The organism is Vibrio mediterranei (assembly GCF_013364395.1).
Classification (GTDB): domain Bacteria; phylum Pseudomonadota; class Gammaproteobacteria; order Enterobacterales; family Vibrionaceae; genus Vibrio; species Vibrio mediterranei.
In genome coordinates, this window is record NZ_JABXGK010000001.1 from 1,118,021 (window position 1) to 1,135,025 (window position 17,005).

Below are 17,005 nucleotides of genomic sequence, written 5' to 3' on the forward strand. Positions count from 1 at the left end.
TTTTGCAGCTTTAATACCTTAAGGATATATAGATGAATTATTCAGAAAAACGCTCAACACTAATTAATGTTCCAAATACAAAGACCATTAGTACTCCCGTTACTATTAAAGCGTCGGCTGCTGAGGTTTGGTCAATTGTGGGGGATTTCTCTGGTTTTCATAAATTTGTTGATGGATTAGAACGAATTGAAATGACTGGCGAAGGTGAACGTTCCGTTCGTAAAAAGTTATTTGAAGATGGGTATGTCGTTATAGAGCAGCTCAATCACCGTGATGAACAAAGTATGCTAATGGACTGGAGCTTGATTTACACGAATATGGATATTGGAAATCTATGGTCATCAATGCGTGTTAATCAGATCGATAATGACCACTGTGAGGCTATCTGGGATATCGCCGGTGAACCTTACAATAACGAAACCAACCAAACTGATTTTGAATCGTTTGTCGAAGGCTTTGCCCGAAGCTGTTTGAATAACGTTAAAGAAATCGCTGAATCCACGAAAGCAGCATAACAAAAGCCAAAAAATAAAAAACCAGATGGGTTCTATACCCGTCTGGTAGGGAGAAAACATGGAAAATACTATATGTCATCGACACTTCTATCCTGCCATTCCTCAAACAAAAACCTTAAGAATGGAAAAAAAAATCGATGCTCCAGCCGGTGTTGTTTGGGATGTTGTAGGAAACTTTTCAAGATTTGATCGATTCACTGACGGGTTAAATAAATGCCAGATGATAGGTGAAGGATTAGGTCAGGTTAGGGTTAAGACATTCGATTCGGGTGATTATGTTGTTGACCAAATCTCCTTTAGAGATAACTCCAACATGAAAATGCACTTCAATATAATTTCGACTTCTCTAAACCTCAGAAACCTTTGGGAGCTCATGAGAGTTGAAGAGCTTACTGACTCGTGTTGCAAGGTAGTGTGGGAAATGGCAGGAGAGCCAAAAACAGGGGCTCAACAGGAACTGGAAGTATTTTTATCGGACTTTGCTAATGCTGCGTTAGCTAATGTCGAAAGCATTTGCAGTGAAAGGTTAAATGAGGTCCGTTCATGAACACTTTATGGTTTTTAGCTGCCATTGGGGTACCTTGTATTTGGGGTATTCAGGGAGTAATGCTGAAATTCGGAATTGGTGAGTTTCCACCAATTTTTATGGTGTCATTGCGATTTTTGTTAATGTTTATCATTCTGTCGCCGTTCCTAATGCGTATGAAAGGGTACTTTAGTAAGGCGGCGGTAATTGGCCTGACGCAAGGAGTGATGCATTTTGCTTTACTGTATATTGGGTTTAAGTATTCAGATGTAACATCAGGAATGATTGTCTACCAGACAAACGCGATTTTTACGCTATTTCTTGGCTCAATCATTCTTGGTGAAACTTTAACAAAGCATGGGCTGGCTGGAACCCTAGTTTGCATCCTTGGCGTCTCATTCATTCTTGGTATGCCACAGGAAAACACCAATATATATGGTCTATTGATCATCACTGCTTCTGCCTTAATGTTTGCGGTCGGAAATGTCTGCGTAAGAAAATTTGGCCAATTTGACCCAGTTGGGTTGAATGCAACCGTTGCCCTAACAGCATTCCCAGCCTTGTTAGCACTATCATTCATGACCGAACAAGGTCAAATTAGCTCACTATATAACGCATCCCTAGAGGCTTGGGGAGCGCTTCTTTATACCGCCATTTTTGGTGGCGTATTGGCATTTATTTTATGGTACAAGCTGTTGGCCAAGTTTAGCGTGGATAAAATAACACCATTTAGCTTGTTAATGCCATTTTTCGCTATGTTGGGAAGCATTGTGATTTTGGATGAAAAGGTCACGATTGCTAACTGGATCGGAGCGATTATCACCGTAGCTGGAATTGCAATTATTCAGTTTGGTCATAATTTGTTGAAAAATAATCAATTCTCTAAACCAGCGGCGATTTCAAAGTAGCGATATGATGGGAAGGCATTGTTGTATCTGCCTTCTCGCTATGTTTAAAAAAGGAATGATTGTGAACTCGAAAATTCAGTTAGATAATACTTTAGAAGAAAAACAATATAAATGCCGAGTAAAAAACAGAACCAACGAAACACATCGAACAGTATCATTAGAAATGGAACTACTAGAATCATGCGAGTTCGGATTTAAACCTGGTCAATTTGTAAATCTCTCGATTGAAATTAATGGTGTTATATATTCACGTTATTACTCAATATCAGCTTTTGGTACTAAAACAAAGATTATCAGGATAACCATTCAAAAAGTAGAATCAGGGCTGGTATCAAACTGGCTCTTCAATCAAGCATTCATAGGTATGAGATGCTTGTTATCCCAACCTAAAGGAGACTTTATCATAACTCCATCCCATCTGGAATATCCGTTAGTTCTATTCGGTGCTGGCAGTGGGGTAACCACTTTATTGCCGATGATACAATTTTTACATACAAACAACTTTAAACAACCATTGCACATTTTCTTAAGCTTCAGTTCAGTTGACGATTATATTTTCAAAAGTGAATTCACTGAACTGGTACAAAAATTGGAGAATTCATATTTACATATAAATTACACTCAACGTTCAAACTGTCCTAACGTTGATACCTATCGACTGCATACAAACCGAATACTTGATCAATGTCCAGATATTGGACGATTCAAAGCATTTATTAGTGGTTCAGGAAACTATGTTGCTAATATGACCAGTCACCTTCTAGCTCTGAAAGTAGAGCCGAGTGACATTGCCACAGAGCATTTTTCACTTATAAGTCAAACTCCTTTGGGACAGGAAACCCAAATTAAAGTTAATCTAGATAATGAAGTGATTTGTGATAAAGCAAATGGCGAAAAGTCAATACTGGAGTTGGCCGAAGATGCTGGTGCTTACATCAACTCAGTGTGTAGGAATGGTTTATGCGGTGCATGTGTGGTTAGGGTAGAAGGGAATACTCGAGGAGGATGTACCGACGTATTAGACACGCATAGTATCGAGAAAGGGATAAGGCTCGCTTGTTGCACTTATCCAATTGATGATTGTTCTGTGTTCAGTGATACGTCACTTTCTTGAACCAGACTTGGGAAGGCAACGAATGAGTTTGGTGAAATGCCAATACGCTTCTTAAACATTGTGCTGAAAGCACTGTGGCTATCGTAACCAACTGTTACTGCTGCATCTGTAACAGAATAGCCACTAGCCAGTAGCTCCATACTTTTAAGTATCCTAAAATGTCTGAGCCATTCTCCAAAGCTCAAACCAGTCTCTAAGTGGAATTTACGGGAAATAGTTCGTGCCGACACATTCAGTGAGAGCGCAACATCGGCTAGCTCCCAGGGGCGCTCTAAATGAGCGGTCACACGTCTACAGAAAGATTTAAGTTCTTTTGATGAAGGCATGGGTACATTAAAGTCTGTGAGGTGAATTAAGCGCAACTCATCAAGAATAAGTTCGTTGATACGTTCTTCGCGTGATCCTGTTGTAAGATTATCAGAGAAATCAGAAGCTGCATTAATTAGCTCTCTAAGCAGCGGGTTAACTTGAAATATACCTAACTCATTACCAAGATCAGCACGTGCTAAGGGATCTATGAAAAGAGTTCGTACTTCAACTCGGCCTACCGCGATTAAGCTGTGAGGTACCCCTGCTGGAATCAGCAGGCCCCGAGATGGAGGAATGACCCAGCAATTATCTTTGGCATAGACTCGAATTACTCCTTCCAGTATGTGTAAAACCTGAACAACCTGATGGTCATGAACAGGCTCTTTAATACCGTTTTGGTAGGTGTACTTAATCGCCCGAATTGGTTCTTTGAGTCTGTCATTTTGGTAAAACATACTTAATTCAATCAGAAAATAAAATTCATCTTAAAAAAAGGGTTTTGGATACGCAAGATGATTTATATTCACTTTTGCTATAACTAAATCAAAGTAATGGAATTTTCAAATCTATGAAATGCACGCCCATATTTCCATTTATTACTGCTGTCGAAACTTTAGAGTTCGATGGCATTCCTATTGTTTGTCTTAAATGTCATTTTGACCCGATCTATTATTCGGATACCTTAACAGTAAAACTGTTAGGGAGGGGCTTATACAAGAAGGTATCAGGCTCAGTACATAAAAGAAAGGCAGAATTTTTGGCTGGTAGGGTACTGGCCATTTCCATACTAAAGCAGCTCGAACATACGAATACGATAGTTGATATTGGTAATCAAAGAGTCCCTGTATGGCCTGAAAGTGTAAAAGGGTCCATAAGCCATGCCGACCAAGTAGCAGTTTGCGCTATTTGTAGAGACAGTTTGTATAAACGAATAGGCATTGATATCGAATCGCTGAATGTGGAAGTTTCGGAAAGCTTGAAACAATCAATTATAAGCCCGTCCGAAATAAATCTATTAAATAAATGTGGTTTTGTTAAGTCAACTGCATTCTCTTTAGCTTTCTCGGCCAAAGAGAGCCTGTTTAAAGCCATTTTTCCTGAAGTTAACTACTATTTTGATTTTGATTCAGCAACTCTTACCTATATAAGTACAAGCGAAAAAATATTTAAAATATCTTTAAATGTAGATTTAAACGAAACCTTTGAAAAAGGGAGGGAATTTTATGGGAAATATATTTTTACGGGAGGGTATATACTTACATTGATATTTGATTGATTACTATTTTGGTGAAATGAGTTTTTATGATAGCGCTAGTAATGTCACCAAAAGTCTAATTTATCCAAGGATAATGCACAATACGTTCTAGTGTTATCCAGTAGGTTTTTAACCTTACTCCAGCGCTTTTCTGTTAAATGGCACAGAGAATTATGTTACTGGGTTAATAAAAACTTATTATAAAAACTTTGTTAGAGATTATTTAGCGAAAAGATGGGTACTCATATGCATGATTAAAATGAGGCTATTAAGCGAGTCAAAAATAATTCACAACACAGTCAATGTTACTGAACTTCTACCATACACACATACGATAGCCCACTTCAGGGCTGAGCTTTTTGCCTACTAAGGCATTAATGGAGGAATCTATCCAGCACATATTGGTGCCAGCATTCTTCGTCTAATTTCATTGTAGAAATTAGACGAAGAGAAAATAAATCTAGCTCGTTTAGGGAGGCGGGAGGTGCGGAACATTCGACACAGAAGTTAAAGGAAGTTCGAGCGTCATTAGGTGATCGATAACTGTGGTAGGCAGCAGATGCTAGGCGCTACCACTAATCACGCAAATTCGATGCATGACGTAAATTTGCACAACACAATACATAGCAAACTGATGGTGGAAGCAACGCCTAAAGCCGCTGTCGACGGCGCCATCGGGATTAGTCTAGTAGAGACGGTACCATTTGATGAGGATGCAATAAGCCCTCGACCTCGCGATGAGGGAGCATCAAAGGTCGACGTATATCATTTATCGCTACAGCCGAATGGCTGCGCAATCAGCTATGTCAGATACAGGAGAATATCAACGGAATACAGGAGAAAAATACAAATGAACAGGAAATACTCAGGGCATACTCTGAACCGAGTGCGAGATTTTACAAAACCCAACTTTTCGTTGGGATCTCGAGACATGGAGAAAGCATTGATCAATGCTTCACTAGAACAGCAAGGAGGAGTTAAGAATAATACCCACAGGTCCAGGTTGGCGGCAATTCGTGATTTTTCAGCTTTTTTGAAGGTTAATACAAGAATTAAGAGGTTGAATCACATAGACAAAACAACCGTGCTTCAATATGGAGAACAGCTTCAGGAACGTTATGAAGTTGGTACTCTTAGCCCTGTGACGGCAAGAGACTATCTTAGTCATATAAATAGAACCTTAGCGCAGGCGAGAGGTGATGAAACTTGCGTTGTTAGAGCTACTGCAGATTTAGGATTCGTGCCCAAATCAGGGGTTGCGCAAACAGATGGTTCCATAGCTGAACGTATGCATCAGCGCGTACTCCATGGTGTTAGTGAAGAATTAGGCTTAATTATTCAGTTGCAACGAAAATTCGGCATGCGATTTCGAGAGGCTTGCCTGCACGATGCCCAACAATCGTTACGAGCGTTAGCAAAGAACGAAATACCCACTATCTCTAGGGGCACGAAAGGAGGCCAGTCTAGGTCGATGCCTGTTGAAAACACTGAGCAATACAACCTGCTCGTCCGAGTGGCAGCTTACCAAAAAGAGCATAAGACACACACTCTGATCCCTGACGGCCGCAGTTTTAAAAGCTTCCAAAGTTATGCGTGGCGTGAAACAAAAGCAATAGATCCTATGTACCTTACTCACGGGGAAAGAAAATTCTTCGCCACTGAATTTTACGTAAGAAAAATCGGTGTTCGATGTCCAGTGCAATCAGGGATATCACATGGTAAAGACCACTTTGCCTTCATAGCCAAAGAACTTGCTATTCCAATCGAGCATGCGCAGAGCTTAGACCGTATAGTTCGGTTAGAGTTGTCAGAACTCCTTGGACATCATCGCGTTGAGATTACAAACGCCTACCTAGGATAATGCCGTGAACAAAAACACTTTTTCACAAGTAATGACGATCATGGCTCCGTATCGTAAAAAAGGCATTCCTTTCCGCCAGAAACAAATCCGACGATTAATTTCGATACTGGAGGATATTTTTCAGCACGAGAAGTACTTAGGCGAGCAACTCCACAAAGTTGGGAGGCGTCAAATAATTGGGTACTGGGAGAGGACTAAACATGAATCAAACCAAACCCGAAAAGAAAAATATGCAATTCTAAAGCTGTTCTTTGAGCAAGCGCACCTAAGGGGTAGAGTGCCATTTCCTAAGCTGGATTTGTAAGTTAAGCAGAAAAAAAACTCAACACCCTGACGCAATTCGATAGTTGACCATACGACATGTATAACTAAAACGTGGAGGTAAAGTTATGTATGAAAGTATAGGCTCAGAAAATAGCCGCTACTCATTGATCATTGAGCAAATGGAAGAAGCATATGGCTTTTTCAATTGGGTAGTCACTGATGGTCTTGATGCAGACTACCGAGCCAGAGAAGCGATTGAGCGGATAGCGACAAAGTTCTGGGTTATCGGAAAAGATGCTCATGGCGCTCAGTTTGATTTAAGACTACTAACGCCAGAAGAGGCAGAGGAAATCGTCAACGCAATCGTTTTTAGTGCGTGCGGCGAAACTAAACTTGCTCTAAATGATCTAGTTCTTTTTTCTTTGGTTTTGAGTGTGTTCCATACAACCATTATGCTAAAAGAGCATGAAGTTGAAGATTCTCTAGACTCTGATGGTCACAGAGGTTTAGTGCTGAAAGAAGAACACCTTCGAGAGCTTTGGCCGTGGGATCGACTTTTCATTCAAGGTTGAAGTGAGTGAGTGCTAGAAAGAACAGATGCCTCGGAGGATACATCTGTTCTACTCCAGAAAGACTGTTGAAATGGTCTTCCCCTCACTTGAGTTATCAACATGTTGAGGCAAAATTGACATGTGCATTCATTTTGAAGAATTAGTGAGGGATTCATAATGAGATGCAGTAAAACGACCTATTGTCGACAAGGGTAGATCGATAACTTATTTGGATGATGTTCTATTTACAGCTGGTATCAAAAAACACTTGAATGTTGATACCAGCTATTTTTCTGTCATATTGGTATCACAAATATAGGGTTTTAGTTTTTGATGCCAATTCTGTCTTGATACCACAATAGATGATACGTAATAGGAGAAAGTGTTTTACGTATATTTGTATATTGTCGTGGCTTTGTTGCTTAAATCGATGGAACTAAATCAAGAAGCTACGATTTGATCGGTTACACCCATTAATCGTCGTAGCCTTCTGTGTACGAGGGTATTCTCGCAATTTAGCGGTAGGTTGTCAGAAACTTTACGGCTCCAACAAGAAGTGGAAAAGCATTATGGCTATCACAAGCGTTCGTTATCAGAGACTACAATGTATCGAGTGAAGCAGTTGTCGGGTGGGAAGCTCAGCTTTCGTTATTACAGTGGGGACTTACGCAATGATCAAAGCTCTTAATAAGCTTATGGGGCTGGGTATGACTAAAACTCAGTATATCGTTTAAAAATCAACCGCAATGGGGTTGCCACGCCTTCGCTCCAAATTAAGCAACAAAGCCTTGACCACAACCAAAGAAACACAAGCAAAGTGTGGTATCAATATGAATGTGAGTTGTTTACTGTCTACAACCATTGCTATTCGTGTAATCATCGACTCATAAAAAACGGAGAGTACTGGACATACCATGCCACAATGCCGTTGCAGCCTACCAATATAAAGTGTCCTCAATGTGAGACTCAACTTTAGCCCCATATTCTGTATTCTGTCTTAAGGCGTCATTAAAGCGCCGATTATTGTAAAAACTCAAGATATGGAAAATAAGGTAATTATTTGCAAGGGCGATTTGATATTGTGAAATATAACTGCGCTGAATGGCGTGAAGGCGGTGGTTGACCTATGTCATGCTTTTGTAAGCTTACGATTTCTTAATACTACCTTAAATGCATATAATCACCATCGATGTTGTCGATAAATGACACAATAAATCTATTGCAGAATGCTGTGTTGTAAATGTAGAATTCCGCGCGTTTAAACTCAAATCTATAGAAAACTCCTATGACCGACCAGATAGCTTCTTTCATTGCATCATTTACTGCAAATGCGATATCCGATGCCTTTATCCTGATCATTGCTGCATTAATGATTGTTTCTATTGCACTTTCTGCTATTGGAAAAGCTCCACGATTGACCGCTAGTACGGCTAACCTCTTAACTTCTCTTGGTATCTTGGGTACTTTTGCGGGCATTGTGGTCGGCTTGATGGACTTTGACCCTAAGAACATTGACGGCAGTATCGAATCTTTGCTCTCGGGTCTTAAAACTGCATTTTTAACAAGCTTAGTTGGTATGGCGGGATCGATAGTCTACAAAGCCATATTAGGTGTGTTGCCTAAACGAGAAGAGTCAGTTGAGAAATCGGTAGGGCCAGATGAAATCTACACCGTTATGTCTCAGCAATTAGAGGCGTCAAATAAGCAGCTAGAATCTTCTTCAGAGTTATTATCGGCTATAAGGGGAGACAGTGATTCATCTCTAACATCTCAAATCAAGAATCTACGAACAGATGTTACCGACGGTAACAGACAACTCAATAGTCATTTGGAAAACTTTTCTCAATCAAATGAGAAGTTTAGAGCCGAGCTATGGGTTAAAATGGATGAATTTGGCGAGCTACTTTCGAAGTCTGCAACAGAGCAAGTTATTAACGCGCTGAAAGAAGTCATTGTCGAGTTTAACGATAAGCTCACCGAGCAGTTTGGAGAGAACTTCAAACGTCTAGATGAGTCGGTGAAAAAATTAGTGGACTGGCAAGAAAACTACAAGCTTCAGCTAGAAGATATGGCAAATAAGTATCAGCTTGGTGTAGACGCGATCTCTTCAACAGAGAAATCTGTAGCTAGCATTAATGAACGAGCAGAGTCCATTCCACAGACGATGGAAAAACTTCACCATGTAATGGAACTGGGTCATGGTCAAGTTACGGAACTGGAACACCGCCTTGAGGCATTTAAGGACTTGCGTGACAAGGCTGTTGAAGCAATGCCTCAGATTCGTGAGCAAATGGACAGTACTATGGCAGTGATTGGTGATTCAGTTAAGGCCGCTTCTACGCACTATGAGTCGATGTTAGTCGAGTCTCAGAAAATCATTGATAACTTTAGTACCACAGCCAATCAGAGCGTTGAGACTATGCGCACCAACTTGGAAGAAGGAGCTGTTAAAGTATCGAGTGAACTCGAGACTAGAGCGGTTGAAATTGGTGGGCGTCTTGCAGAGGCATCAAATGACATCACGGATAATGTTACCAGTGCATCTGGTGCGCTTCAAAACAGTGCTTCTTATCTAACCGATAACTCAGACCGAATCAAAGAACAGCTTGAAGATGCTATTACAGAATTAAACTCTCAATTACGTGTTCTCGTTGCTGACATCAAAGACGATGCTAAAGAAACGGGTAGCGTACTTAAGTCTGCTAACCAAGAGCTGCTATCAAGCACGCGTGAGATTCAAACTGAGACGACTCAAGCGATTACAAAACTTCATGATCGCTTAGAAACCACACTCGAAGATGTCTTCCAGATCCAGGCTCAAGCTGTCAAGCGTACATTTGATAGTTTGGAAGACCAAATTGTTGATTCAGTTGGTAAAACTGGTAACGCGGTAGAGAAACAAGTTGAAGTGCTTGATATCCAAATGCAGCAAGAGATTAACCGCACTATGAACGAAATGGGTGAGGCCTTGGCAACGATCACGCAGCAGTTCACTCGAGATTATCAGAAGCTTGTTCGAGAAATGTCTAATGTGGTCAACGCTGGAGCAACAGTTTAACGATGGAAAAATTGTTTGGCTCTCAAAAGCCCAAAGAAGGAAGTGGTGAACATTGGATGTCTGTGTCCGACCTTATGGCTGGACTCATGATGGTTTTCCTATTCATTTCAGTTGCTCTGATGCGTGATGCTATGGTTGAACGCGACAAGATCAAAGATGTTGCTGAAACCTACAAGCAAACTCAGCAAGCTATTTATATCGCGCTCCTTGAGGAGTTCGCTAAGGATTTAGATCACTGGGGAGCAGAGATCGACCGTGATACTCTGAGTGTCAACTTTACCGCTCCAGATGTACTGTTTGCTAATGGTAAGGCTAATCTAACCGACCAGTTTCAATCAATATTGGATGATTTTTTCCCTCGCTATTTAGCTGTTCTTGAAAAATACCAGCCAATTATCCAGGAAATCAAAATTGAAGGTCACACCTCAAGTCGTTGGAATCATGATTCAACAGACTATGAAGCCTACTTCAATAATATGCGACTCTCTCAGTCACGTACCCGAGCTGTTTTGGGGTACGTGATGGCCTTGGAACCAGTTAAGAATGACTATTATGAGTGGGTTAAAGGTAACGTAGCGGCAGTTGGTTACTCATCTTCAAAACTTGCATTAGACGAGGCTGGTGTTGAAGATGAAAAGCGTTCACGTAGAGTGTCTTTCCGAATCATTACCAATGCCGAACAACAGATACTCAAGATTTTGGGGGCAGAATGAAGTTGACTCTCAACTTGGGCTCCTTGATGACAGCTATCAATACCATGCAACCCGAGAAAAAAGGTTCTTTCAAATGGGCCTATGAAGAAACGCATATAGCGAAAGTCGATAAAGAACTGGAGCAAGGTAAAGATGTAGAGCTCAAAGATGTAGAAATAGAGTCTGGTCTATTAAGTTACCAAGGACGGAATGTCAGCTTGTATATCAAAGCTAACGGCTCTAGTGCTCGTTTCCACGTCTCTGATTGTAAAACTCTTCAATCAATGAGAGCCAATGGACGTTTTGAACGCTATGTAGTGACGAACAATACCTCAGGGGAGTTTGTTGTTGACTCTGGTTATGGGGAAACTAAAGCTAGACTGAAAGTCTGCCAGAACTGTTTGAGAAAGCTTAACTATAAAGGCTGTAACTCTTCCAACGACATTCGCTCAATAGTAGCTGAATTTAACATGGCAGAATTCTTTGCGACATATAGCTCGTTTTTCCCTCATATGCCTTCTAGAAACGCAGAAACAGCTGAGACAGGATACACCAACGATTGGTCGAGAGTGTCTTCACGTTATCGCGTAGACAAGAACTTTGAATGTGAGGACTGTAAGGTAAACTTGCGCACGAACCGTTCACTGCTGCATGTGCATCATATCAATGGCGTTAAGTCAGATAATAGTGAGAAGAACCTAAAAGCACTATGTATCGACTGTCACAGTAAGCAACCAAAACATCAGCATATGGTTCTGAGTCATCGCGAAAGACAATTGATTAACGATCTTCGCAAAGAGCAAGGTCTATTGGATGATCTTGGAGGATGGCAAGAGCTTTTCGAGTTATCAGACCCAGGAGTTCATGGTGTTTTACATGCTTGTCGCGAAGTACACCTTTCGCTGCCTGAGGTTAACTACTATGTGAAGGATAGTTTGGGGGATATAGCTTCTCGTATTGAGCTAGCTTGGCCTAAACGTCGATTTGGTGTGGCGATTTCACCAAATGATATCAATGATGCACTAAAACAAGGTTGGCAAGTAATAACAGCAAATGAGTTTCTGAGTGATTACAGAAGCCAGGCTCACACGTTGAGGCATTGATGATGAAGATGCGATTGGATCAAGTGTTGGAGCGAATTATTTCAGTCAACCACGCCTGGAAGCTATCCAAAGAGGAGTTTGGAGCCGACTTCATTGCTACAAACTCCTTGAGAGACACAAAGTCATCACTACAAGCAACGCTTCTTCGGGAGTTTCCTGAAGAGGTCTATCTGAAAGTCGCCTCTGATAGTGATGATCACGAAGAAGCCTTGTATAGCGTGAGACTTAGAGACAAAGTATTGGTCAACGGTGTGGTTCGAGAAGATGCAGAGCACCTGCCAGCACGCATTGCCGAACAAATTTTTACTTCAAGTGAAATAAGTAAGTTTTTAAGGAATAGTTAAATATGCTAGACAGAGTCGCCATAATATCGGGGGATGGGGTAACAGACATTATCATCATCACAACGTTAGTGTTGTTCTTCTTCTTCGTCGGACGCGAAGTCAACGCAACGTGGAAAGCAATCTCACAACTTAAAAGCATCGCTAGTCTAAAAAGTGGTCATACATCAGATGTAGTGGAGCGTGAGAAAGTATCAGAGCCTCAATTTAAATGGCTGGTAGAGCACTTAGTCTATACACCAACAGAAAATGGTTTAAAAGTTGATAGTAAAGAGGGGCTTTGGTTAACAAAGTCACCTCTCTCACATATGCTACCACCTTGTGATTCGACCCGATATAAGCTAGTCCCAGCACTGCTAACCAGCATTGGTATCACTGGTACGTTTTTAGGTATCACGCTTGGATTGAGCCAATTTAGTATGGCTGGTGACTCTAAAGCATTGTTGACCTCAGCTGCAGAGCTTTTGGAAGGTATGAAAACGGCCTTCTATACATCTTTAGCTGGTTTAAGCAGCTCTGCTCTATTTATGGCTTTGATGAAAGTGTCTTCAAGCTGCCTATCGAAAGCTCAAGCCAAGTTTTTAAAAGCGATTTCGAGCGAGTACTATGAAGCAAGTGCAATTCACTATCTGAAAAATATGTCGAATGAAGGGCAGCAGGAAGTGGTTGCTGCACAGCTACGCTCAGCTACAGCCATAGAAAATATGAGCCAACAATTTAGGGATACGGCAGCTTCGTTAAATAAGCTCGGAGATTCGTTCAATGGTGATGCGATTGCTGACAAAGTATCAGAGGCTGTTAAGGGGTCAATAGAAGACCAACTTACACCAGCCGTGCAAGCTATAACAAGTGAGCTTTCGGCTCTAAGAGACATAAAAGAGCAATCGCAGAAAGAGCTAGTGGAGTTGCTTGTAGATAAGATGAAATCAGAGTTGATTGACCCCGTATCAGAAGAGCTTAAGAAAACAAGTGAAGCAGTCTCTCAGAGTAATGAAGTTTCCGCTCAGCTTAATGCTAATGTTGAGAAAGTGGTGACCAGCACTGCGCAAACTGTAGAGACAATCAACGAGTTCCAGAAAGATACAATGGACAAGTTGCAACAGTTTGCTGAATCACTAAAGCAAATTCTCGCGAGCTTTAAAGACGACACTCAAGGAGCGATGTCTACAATCGCGAAAGAAGTCCAAACATTGCTTGATGGCGCTTCGAAAGGTCTGGAAGAGCAGAGGGATGCCTTTGAGCTCAGTGCGGGAAGAGCTTCTGCAGCTTTCGAAGGAATCAAAACGTCAATGGATGGGGCGCTAGACGAAAGGCAACAAAAAGAACAAGCACTGTTCGATGGTGTGGAGACTCGAATCAATGCCCTCATCGAAGGTTCGAGTGCTGCATTCAAACAACAAACAGATGTGTTGGAAGCTGTAGGCGATCAAGCAAGTAGTTTAATGACTTCAGCGAAGCAGGAGCTAGAGTCAGGCTTAGGTGACATTGATGAAAAAGTTAAGTCGATGTCGACAACTGTTCAAAAAGAACTAGAAGCTTTCCGACTGCAGTATCAACAGAATCTAACATCGTACTTCGAGCAGCAGAACTCGCTTCTAGAAGGCAGCTTGAGCAAGCAGCGTAATGGTCTCAATGAGGTTGTAGAGAATTTCCGTAAAGTCTTTGAGAGCGAATACCAAGCCCGCCACAATCTGCTTCAAGAACTCACCGCTCAGTATCAAAAGCTAGAAGCATCAGCTCAAACAGTTGAGCGTGTAGCGAAGGCTATTGGGTTAAATGAAGCGTCGAGAATGGCAGAGCTTCAAGATGCTGCACAAACAATGGGAAGACAAATCGCACTATTGAAGAAAGAGTATGCAACGGCTTCTGCGTCGTTTACCGATGTGACAGAGAACCTTCCGAAAGCCATGGACGAATACTTCTCGCGAGCAAATGAGAGCTTTGAAACTTTCTTCAATGATTTCGACCAATCGGCAAGCACGATCCATAATAAACTGTCACAAGCAGCTGGCTACTTGATTAACGCTCAAGTTCAAAATCGAGAATTTGAAGCAGATAGAGCGGAGGCTTGATGAGGAGTTTATCCCACTCACCAAGAACTGCAGATGCAGAAGAGTCTGGTGTATGGCTCTCGGTCGGGGATCTAATGTCAGTCTTGCTGATGATCTTCGCATTGCTGCTCATCAGTGCTTTGGTTCAAATTTCTGAGGTATATGAAGAGAGCCAAAATACTCGAATAGTGATTATCAAAGATATCAACGATAAGTTGAATGCGGAGGGAATTGGCGTCCAAGCAGATCCTGAAACGGGTGATATCTCAATTACGGACTCTATCTTATTTGACCTTAACGACTATAAATTGAAACCGTCAGGGCAAGAGTTTTTGGAAAAGTTCATTCCAATTTACTCTGATGCAATTTTTCAGTCTCAAGCAACCGCTGACGAAGTTAGCCGGGTTGTGATTGAGGGACATTCGAGTTCCGAGGGTGCGTTTGACAGGAATATGGAACTGAGTGTTTTACGCGCGAACAGTGTTATCGCTTTCGTTAACTCAATGGAATTTAGTGATAAACAGCGTTTCTTCGACAAGGCGGTTATTTCTGGTCGAGGCCCTATTGAAGCTCGACAAGACGTAGCTGATGCTGCTGACCGAAAGGTGAAGTTCCGCTTCCAGTTCAAAGATGAAGAGTTTCTTGGCAATTTCTCAGAGGTGAAGAAAGTTGAGTAGCTCGGGTTTTTCGTTCGCACAACCAAGATTGCCAAGTGCAAACAAGTTAACTAGCCATTCATTCGATGAGTTTTTAGAGCTCGGAATCACTGACGATAGAACACCGAGTTTTCCGCCTAAAACTCTTAGGCAGATAGTTGAGCTCGTTTCTGCACAAAGGACAGACGAAGTTCATATTTTTGAATGGTTAGAAGCCATTGAAAACGTCGTTCAGTGGAACATGTTAGATGACCAAGAACGAGAGCGAGCTTGTATTGCTGTATGGACTGGGGTGGGCAGTCAATTGGTTCTTGGAGATATTGCGCTGTTCAAAATGGGATTAGCGTTAGATGGAAAACCAACGAGTGTCGTCGCTGATCTTGTTGAATCTATTGATATCGCTCGAACCGTGCCTATTTGGAGTGAGATAGATCAAGCTAAACTGGATTGGCTGTTGGCGCTAAAAGAAAAAGACTTTGATGAGATGGCATCACTTTGCTACCAGGAAGAGCAAACTTTAGGTGGCTATATTAAATATCTGAGGCTACCTCAAGCCAATAGTTACAAGGCAGAGCTGGCTAATTGTCTATTAAGCCCAATCTCGGAAGGAGACTTGTCAGGTTTTGATGATGTTTGGCTTGCGAAAAACTTTTACGCTCTGGATACCACCCATCAGAGAGTGAGTTTTTGTGAAGGCTTCATCCGTAAACTTGGGCAGTTTGATTACGGTGAACAGTGTGCTGAGATCATAGAGCAGCACTGTTTTCCCTTAAAGAAAAACAGCTATTGGCCTCAACTTGGTGGCGCATCAAAAGCATTGTTAAAAAAGAAATTTGGTTTAACAAGTTACTTTGATTTGCATGCAATTTCTGCTGCCCTCTACTCTGAAGAGGCGGCTATTCAGCTTGATTTTAACGATTACCAAACCCGCCAGATTAGAAGTCGTTCCAAGTTCTGGTCAAATTACAGTAGTCGATTTGAACGAGTCAGGGTTTTACTTCCGAGCGAGAGCTATAACTGGGTTGAGTCTCAAAATGGGGGCCTGCCCGAATTCGTACATGTGTTGCCAAACTCCACAAATACAGACAGTGAGATCTATATCTTTGAACTAGATAATTTGCTTGTTGTTGAGTTTCTTCGAGGAACCATTGCAGAAACGCGATTTTATAAAAAGAGTGACTGGAATACACAAAAGTTGTTTGATAGCGAAGCTCTGACAAGTGAAGACATTCGCACTATGACTCAGCTTGAAGTACATGACCATCTTGATTTTTGGCAACACTATTGTGAAAAGCTTCTTAGAACCAAGTTTAAAGTCCTTCCAAATAATGGCACTAAATCCTTCAAAGGGTTATCGAAAGCACTAGGCCAGTACTCCGAGAGCAGAGGTCTACCCAAACCAGACGAAGGGATGGTTCAGAAACGTAAGGCGAGTTTAGAAACGTGGATTGAAAGATTTTGGGACGCAGAAGTTAAAACTGGCAAGTTTGGAGAGTTACGTGGTTTAGCTCAGAAAAGTACTTTGTATCTATCGAAGGCGATCATGGCTAAGCAACTCGGAAATCAAGCTGATTACGAATTGTTTATAAAGAAAGCGGCTAATCAAGGTAATCCAGAAGCTATGTGGCAGCTTGGCAAGAATATGCTTTTGGGCTCAAACAGCGATGCGAGAACCCGAAAATATGGAGAAGATTGGATTTCTAAAGCAGCAGCGCAAGGACATAAAGAAGCGGTTGAGACGGCCAATCGCTTTAGAATTGCTTATTAGGTCAAAAATTATGTCATTCTGAGATCACCTAAG

At 41.5% G+C, this 17,005-nt stretch carries 15 protein-coding genes and 1 pseudogene; 15 read left to right on the plus strand and 1 reads right to left on the minus strand.

The features are described 5' to 3' along the window. Positions 1-32 precede the first annotated feature (32 nt). The 4 genes from HOP38_RS05365 (at position 33) to HOP38_RS05380 (ending at position 3,063) form a co-directional block, all read left to right on the plus strand. Positions 33-515, plus strand: a complete 483-nt coding sequence (locus HOP38_RS05365; RefSeq protein ID WP_198557594.1) for an SRPBCC family protein — start codon at positions 33-35, stop codon at positions 513-515. A 58-nt stretch (positions 516-573) separates the two neighbouring features. Continuing rightward, complete coding sequence (locus HOP38_RS05370; RefSeq protein WP_198557595.1) at positions 574-1,062, plus strand: SRPBCC family protein; 489 nt, start codon at positions 574-576, stop codon at positions 1,060-1,062. Beyond that, positions 1,059-1,949, plus strand: coding sequence for a DMT family transporter (locus tag HOP38_RS05375; protein WP_198557596.1), 891 nt, complete (start codon positions 1,059-1,061; stop codon positions 1,947-1,949). The genes HOP38_RS05370 and HOP38_RS05375 overlap by 4 nt, the downstream gene beginning before the upstream one ends. Positions 1,950-2,010: 61 nt before the next feature. Then, complete coding sequence (locus HOP38_RS05380; RefSeq protein WP_198557597.1) at positions 2,011-3,063, plus strand: iron-sulfur cluster-binding domain-containing protein; 1,053 nt, start codon at positions 2,011-2,013, stop codon at positions 3,061-3,063. Here the strand turns inward: HOP38_RS05380 and HOP38_RS05385 are convergent. After that, positions 3,015-3,827 (minus strand): AraC family transcriptional regulator, encoded by an 813-nt coding sequence (locus HOP38_RS05385; RefSeq protein WP_198557598.1) that lies wholly within the window; start codon positions 3,825-3,827, stop codon positions 3,015-3,017. The genes HOP38_RS05380 and HOP38_RS05385 overlap by 49 nt on opposite strands. Positions 3,828-3,940: 113 nt before the next feature. Between HOP38_RS05385 and HOP38_RS05390 the strand changes: the two genes are divergently transcribed. The 11 genes and pseudogenes from HOP38_RS05390 (at position 3,941) to HOP38_RS05440 (ending at position 16,972) form a co-directional block, all read left to right on the plus strand. After that, on the plus strand, positions 3,941-4,648 hold the full coding sequence (locus HOP38_RS05390) for a 4'-phosphopantetheinyl transferase family protein (protein WP_198557599.1): 708 nt from the start codon (positions 3,941-3,943) through the stop codon (positions 4,646-4,648). A gap of 910 nt (positions 4,649-5,558) precedes the next feature. Next, positions 5,559-6,488 carry an integrase domain-containing protein gene (locus HOP38_RS05395; RefSeq protein ID WP_242456506.1) on the plus strand — a complete coding sequence of 310 codons (930 nt, stop codon included), beginning with the start codon at positions 5,559-5,561 and terminating at the stop codon, positions 6,486-6,488. 389 nt (positions 6,489-6,877) lie between these two features. Next, positions 6,878-7,324 (plus strand): hypothetical protein, encoded by a 447-nt coding sequence (locus HOP38_RS05400; RefSeq protein ID WP_198557601.1) that lies wholly within the window; start codon positions 6,878-6,880, stop codon positions 7,322-7,324. Positions 7,325-7,788: 464 nt separating this feature from the next. Continuing rightward, positions 7,789-8,037: pseudogene (locus tag HOP38_RS05405) on the plus strand (IS5/IS1182 family transposase); the annotation flags it as partial. Between the two features lie 551 nt (positions 8,038-8,588). Further along, on the plus strand, positions 8,589-10,361 hold the full coding sequence (locus HOP38_RS05410) for a hypothetical protein (RefSeq protein WP_198557602.1): 1,773 nt from the start codon (positions 8,589-8,591) through the stop codon (positions 10,359-10,361). 2 nt (positions 10,362-10,363) lie between these two features. Beyond that, complete coding sequence (locus HOP38_RS05415) at positions 10,364-11,074, plus strand: OmpA family protein (RefSeq protein ID WP_198557603.1); 711 nt, start codon at positions 10,364-10,366, stop codon at positions 11,072-11,074. Next, complete coding sequence (locus HOP38_RS05420; RefSeq protein WP_198557604.1) at positions 11,071-12,156, plus strand: HNH endonuclease; 1,086 nt, start codon at positions 11,071-11,073, stop codon at positions 12,154-12,156. Before HOP38_RS05415 ends, HOP38_RS05420 begins: the two co-directional genes overlap by 4 nt. After that, positions 12,156-12,500 carry a hypothetical protein gene (locus HOP38_RS05425; RefSeq protein ID WP_242456507.1) on the plus strand — a complete coding sequence of 115 codons (345 nt, stop codon included), beginning with the start codon at positions 12,156-12,158 and terminating at the stop codon, positions 12,498-12,500. The genes HOP38_RS05420 and HOP38_RS05425 overlap by 1 nt, the downstream gene beginning before the upstream one ends. Before the next feature lie 2 nt (positions 12,501-12,502). Further along, positions 12,503-14,569 (plus strand): chemotaxis protein, encoded by a 2,067-nt coding sequence (locus HOP38_RS05430; RefSeq protein ID WP_198557605.1) that lies wholly within the window; start codon positions 12,503-12,505, stop codon positions 14,567-14,569. Continuing rightward, positions 14,569-15,225: an OmpA/MotB family protein gene (locus HOP38_RS05435; RefSeq protein WP_198557606.1), complete on the plus strand. Its 657-nt coding sequence runs from the start codon at positions 14,569-14,571 to the stop codon at positions 15,223-15,225. Before HOP38_RS05430 ends, HOP38_RS05435 begins: the two co-directional genes overlap by 1 nt. Beyond that, positions 15,218-16,972: an EH signature domain-containing protein gene (locus tag HOP38_RS05440; RefSeq protein WP_242456508.1), complete on the plus strand. Its 1,755-nt coding sequence runs from the start codon at positions 15,218-15,220 to the stop codon at positions 16,970-16,972. The genes HOP38_RS05435 and HOP38_RS05440 overlap by 8 nt, the downstream gene beginning before the upstream one ends. The last annotated feature ends 33 nt before the right edge of the window (positions 16,973-17,005 follow it).

What these genes read in the sequence shown, in the direction of transcription:
- HOP38_RS05430 (WP_198557605.1), top strand. Translation starts at nt 12,503, where the DNA reads ATGCTAGACAGAGTCGCCATAATATCGGGGGATGGGGTAACAGACATT.
- HOP38_RS05390 (WP_198557599.1), top strand. Translation starts at nt 3,941, where the DNA reads ATGAAATGCACGCCCATATTTCCATTTATTACTGCTGTCGAAACTTTA.
- HOP38_RS05425 (WP_242456507.1), top strand. Translation starts at nt 12,156, where the DNA reads ATGATGAAGATGCGATTGGATCAAGTGTTGGAGCGAATTATTTCAGTC.
- HOP38_RS05415 (WP_198557603.1), top strand. Translation starts at nt 10,364, where the DNA reads ATGGAAAAATTGTTTGGCTCTCAAAAGCCCAAAGAAGGAAGTGGTGAA.
- HOP38_RS05420 (WP_198557604.1), top strand. Translation starts at nt 11,071, where the DNA reads ATGAAGTTGACTCTCAACTTGGGCTCCTTGATGACAGCTATCAATACC.
- HOP38_RS05400 (WP_198557601.1), top strand. Translation starts at nt 6,878, where the DNA reads ATGTATGAAAGTATAGGCTCAGAAAATAGCCGCTACTCATTGATCATT.
- HOP38_RS05410 (WP_198557602.1), top strand. Translation starts at nt 8,589, where the DNA reads ATGACCGACCAGATAGCTTCTTTCATTGCATCATTTACTGCAAATGCG.
- HOP38_RS05435 (WP_198557606.1), top strand. Translation starts at nt 14,569, where the DNA reads ATGAGGAGTTTATCCCACTCACCAAGAACTGCAGATGCAGAAGAGTCT.
- HOP38_RS05395 (WP_242456506.1), top strand. Translation starts at nt 5,559, where the DNA reads ATGGAGAAAGCATTGATCAATGCTTCACTAGAACAGCAAGGAGGAGTT.
- HOP38_RS05365 (WP_198557594.1), top strand. Translation starts at nt 33, where the DNA reads ATGAATTATTCAGAAAAACGCTCAACACTAATTAATGTTCCAAATACA.
- HOP38_RS05370 (WP_198557595.1), top strand. Translation starts at nt 574, where the DNA reads ATGGAAAATACTATATGTCATCGACACTTCTATCCTGCCATTCCTCAA.
- HOP38_RS05385 (WP_198557598.1), bottom strand. Translation starts at nt 3,827, where the DNA reads ATGTTTTACCAAAATGACAGACTCAAAGAACCAATTCGGGCGATTAAG.
- HOP38_RS05375 (WP_198557596.1), top strand. Translation starts at nt 1,059, where the DNA reads ATGAACACTTTATGGTTTTTAGCTGCCATTGGGGTACCTTGTATTTGG.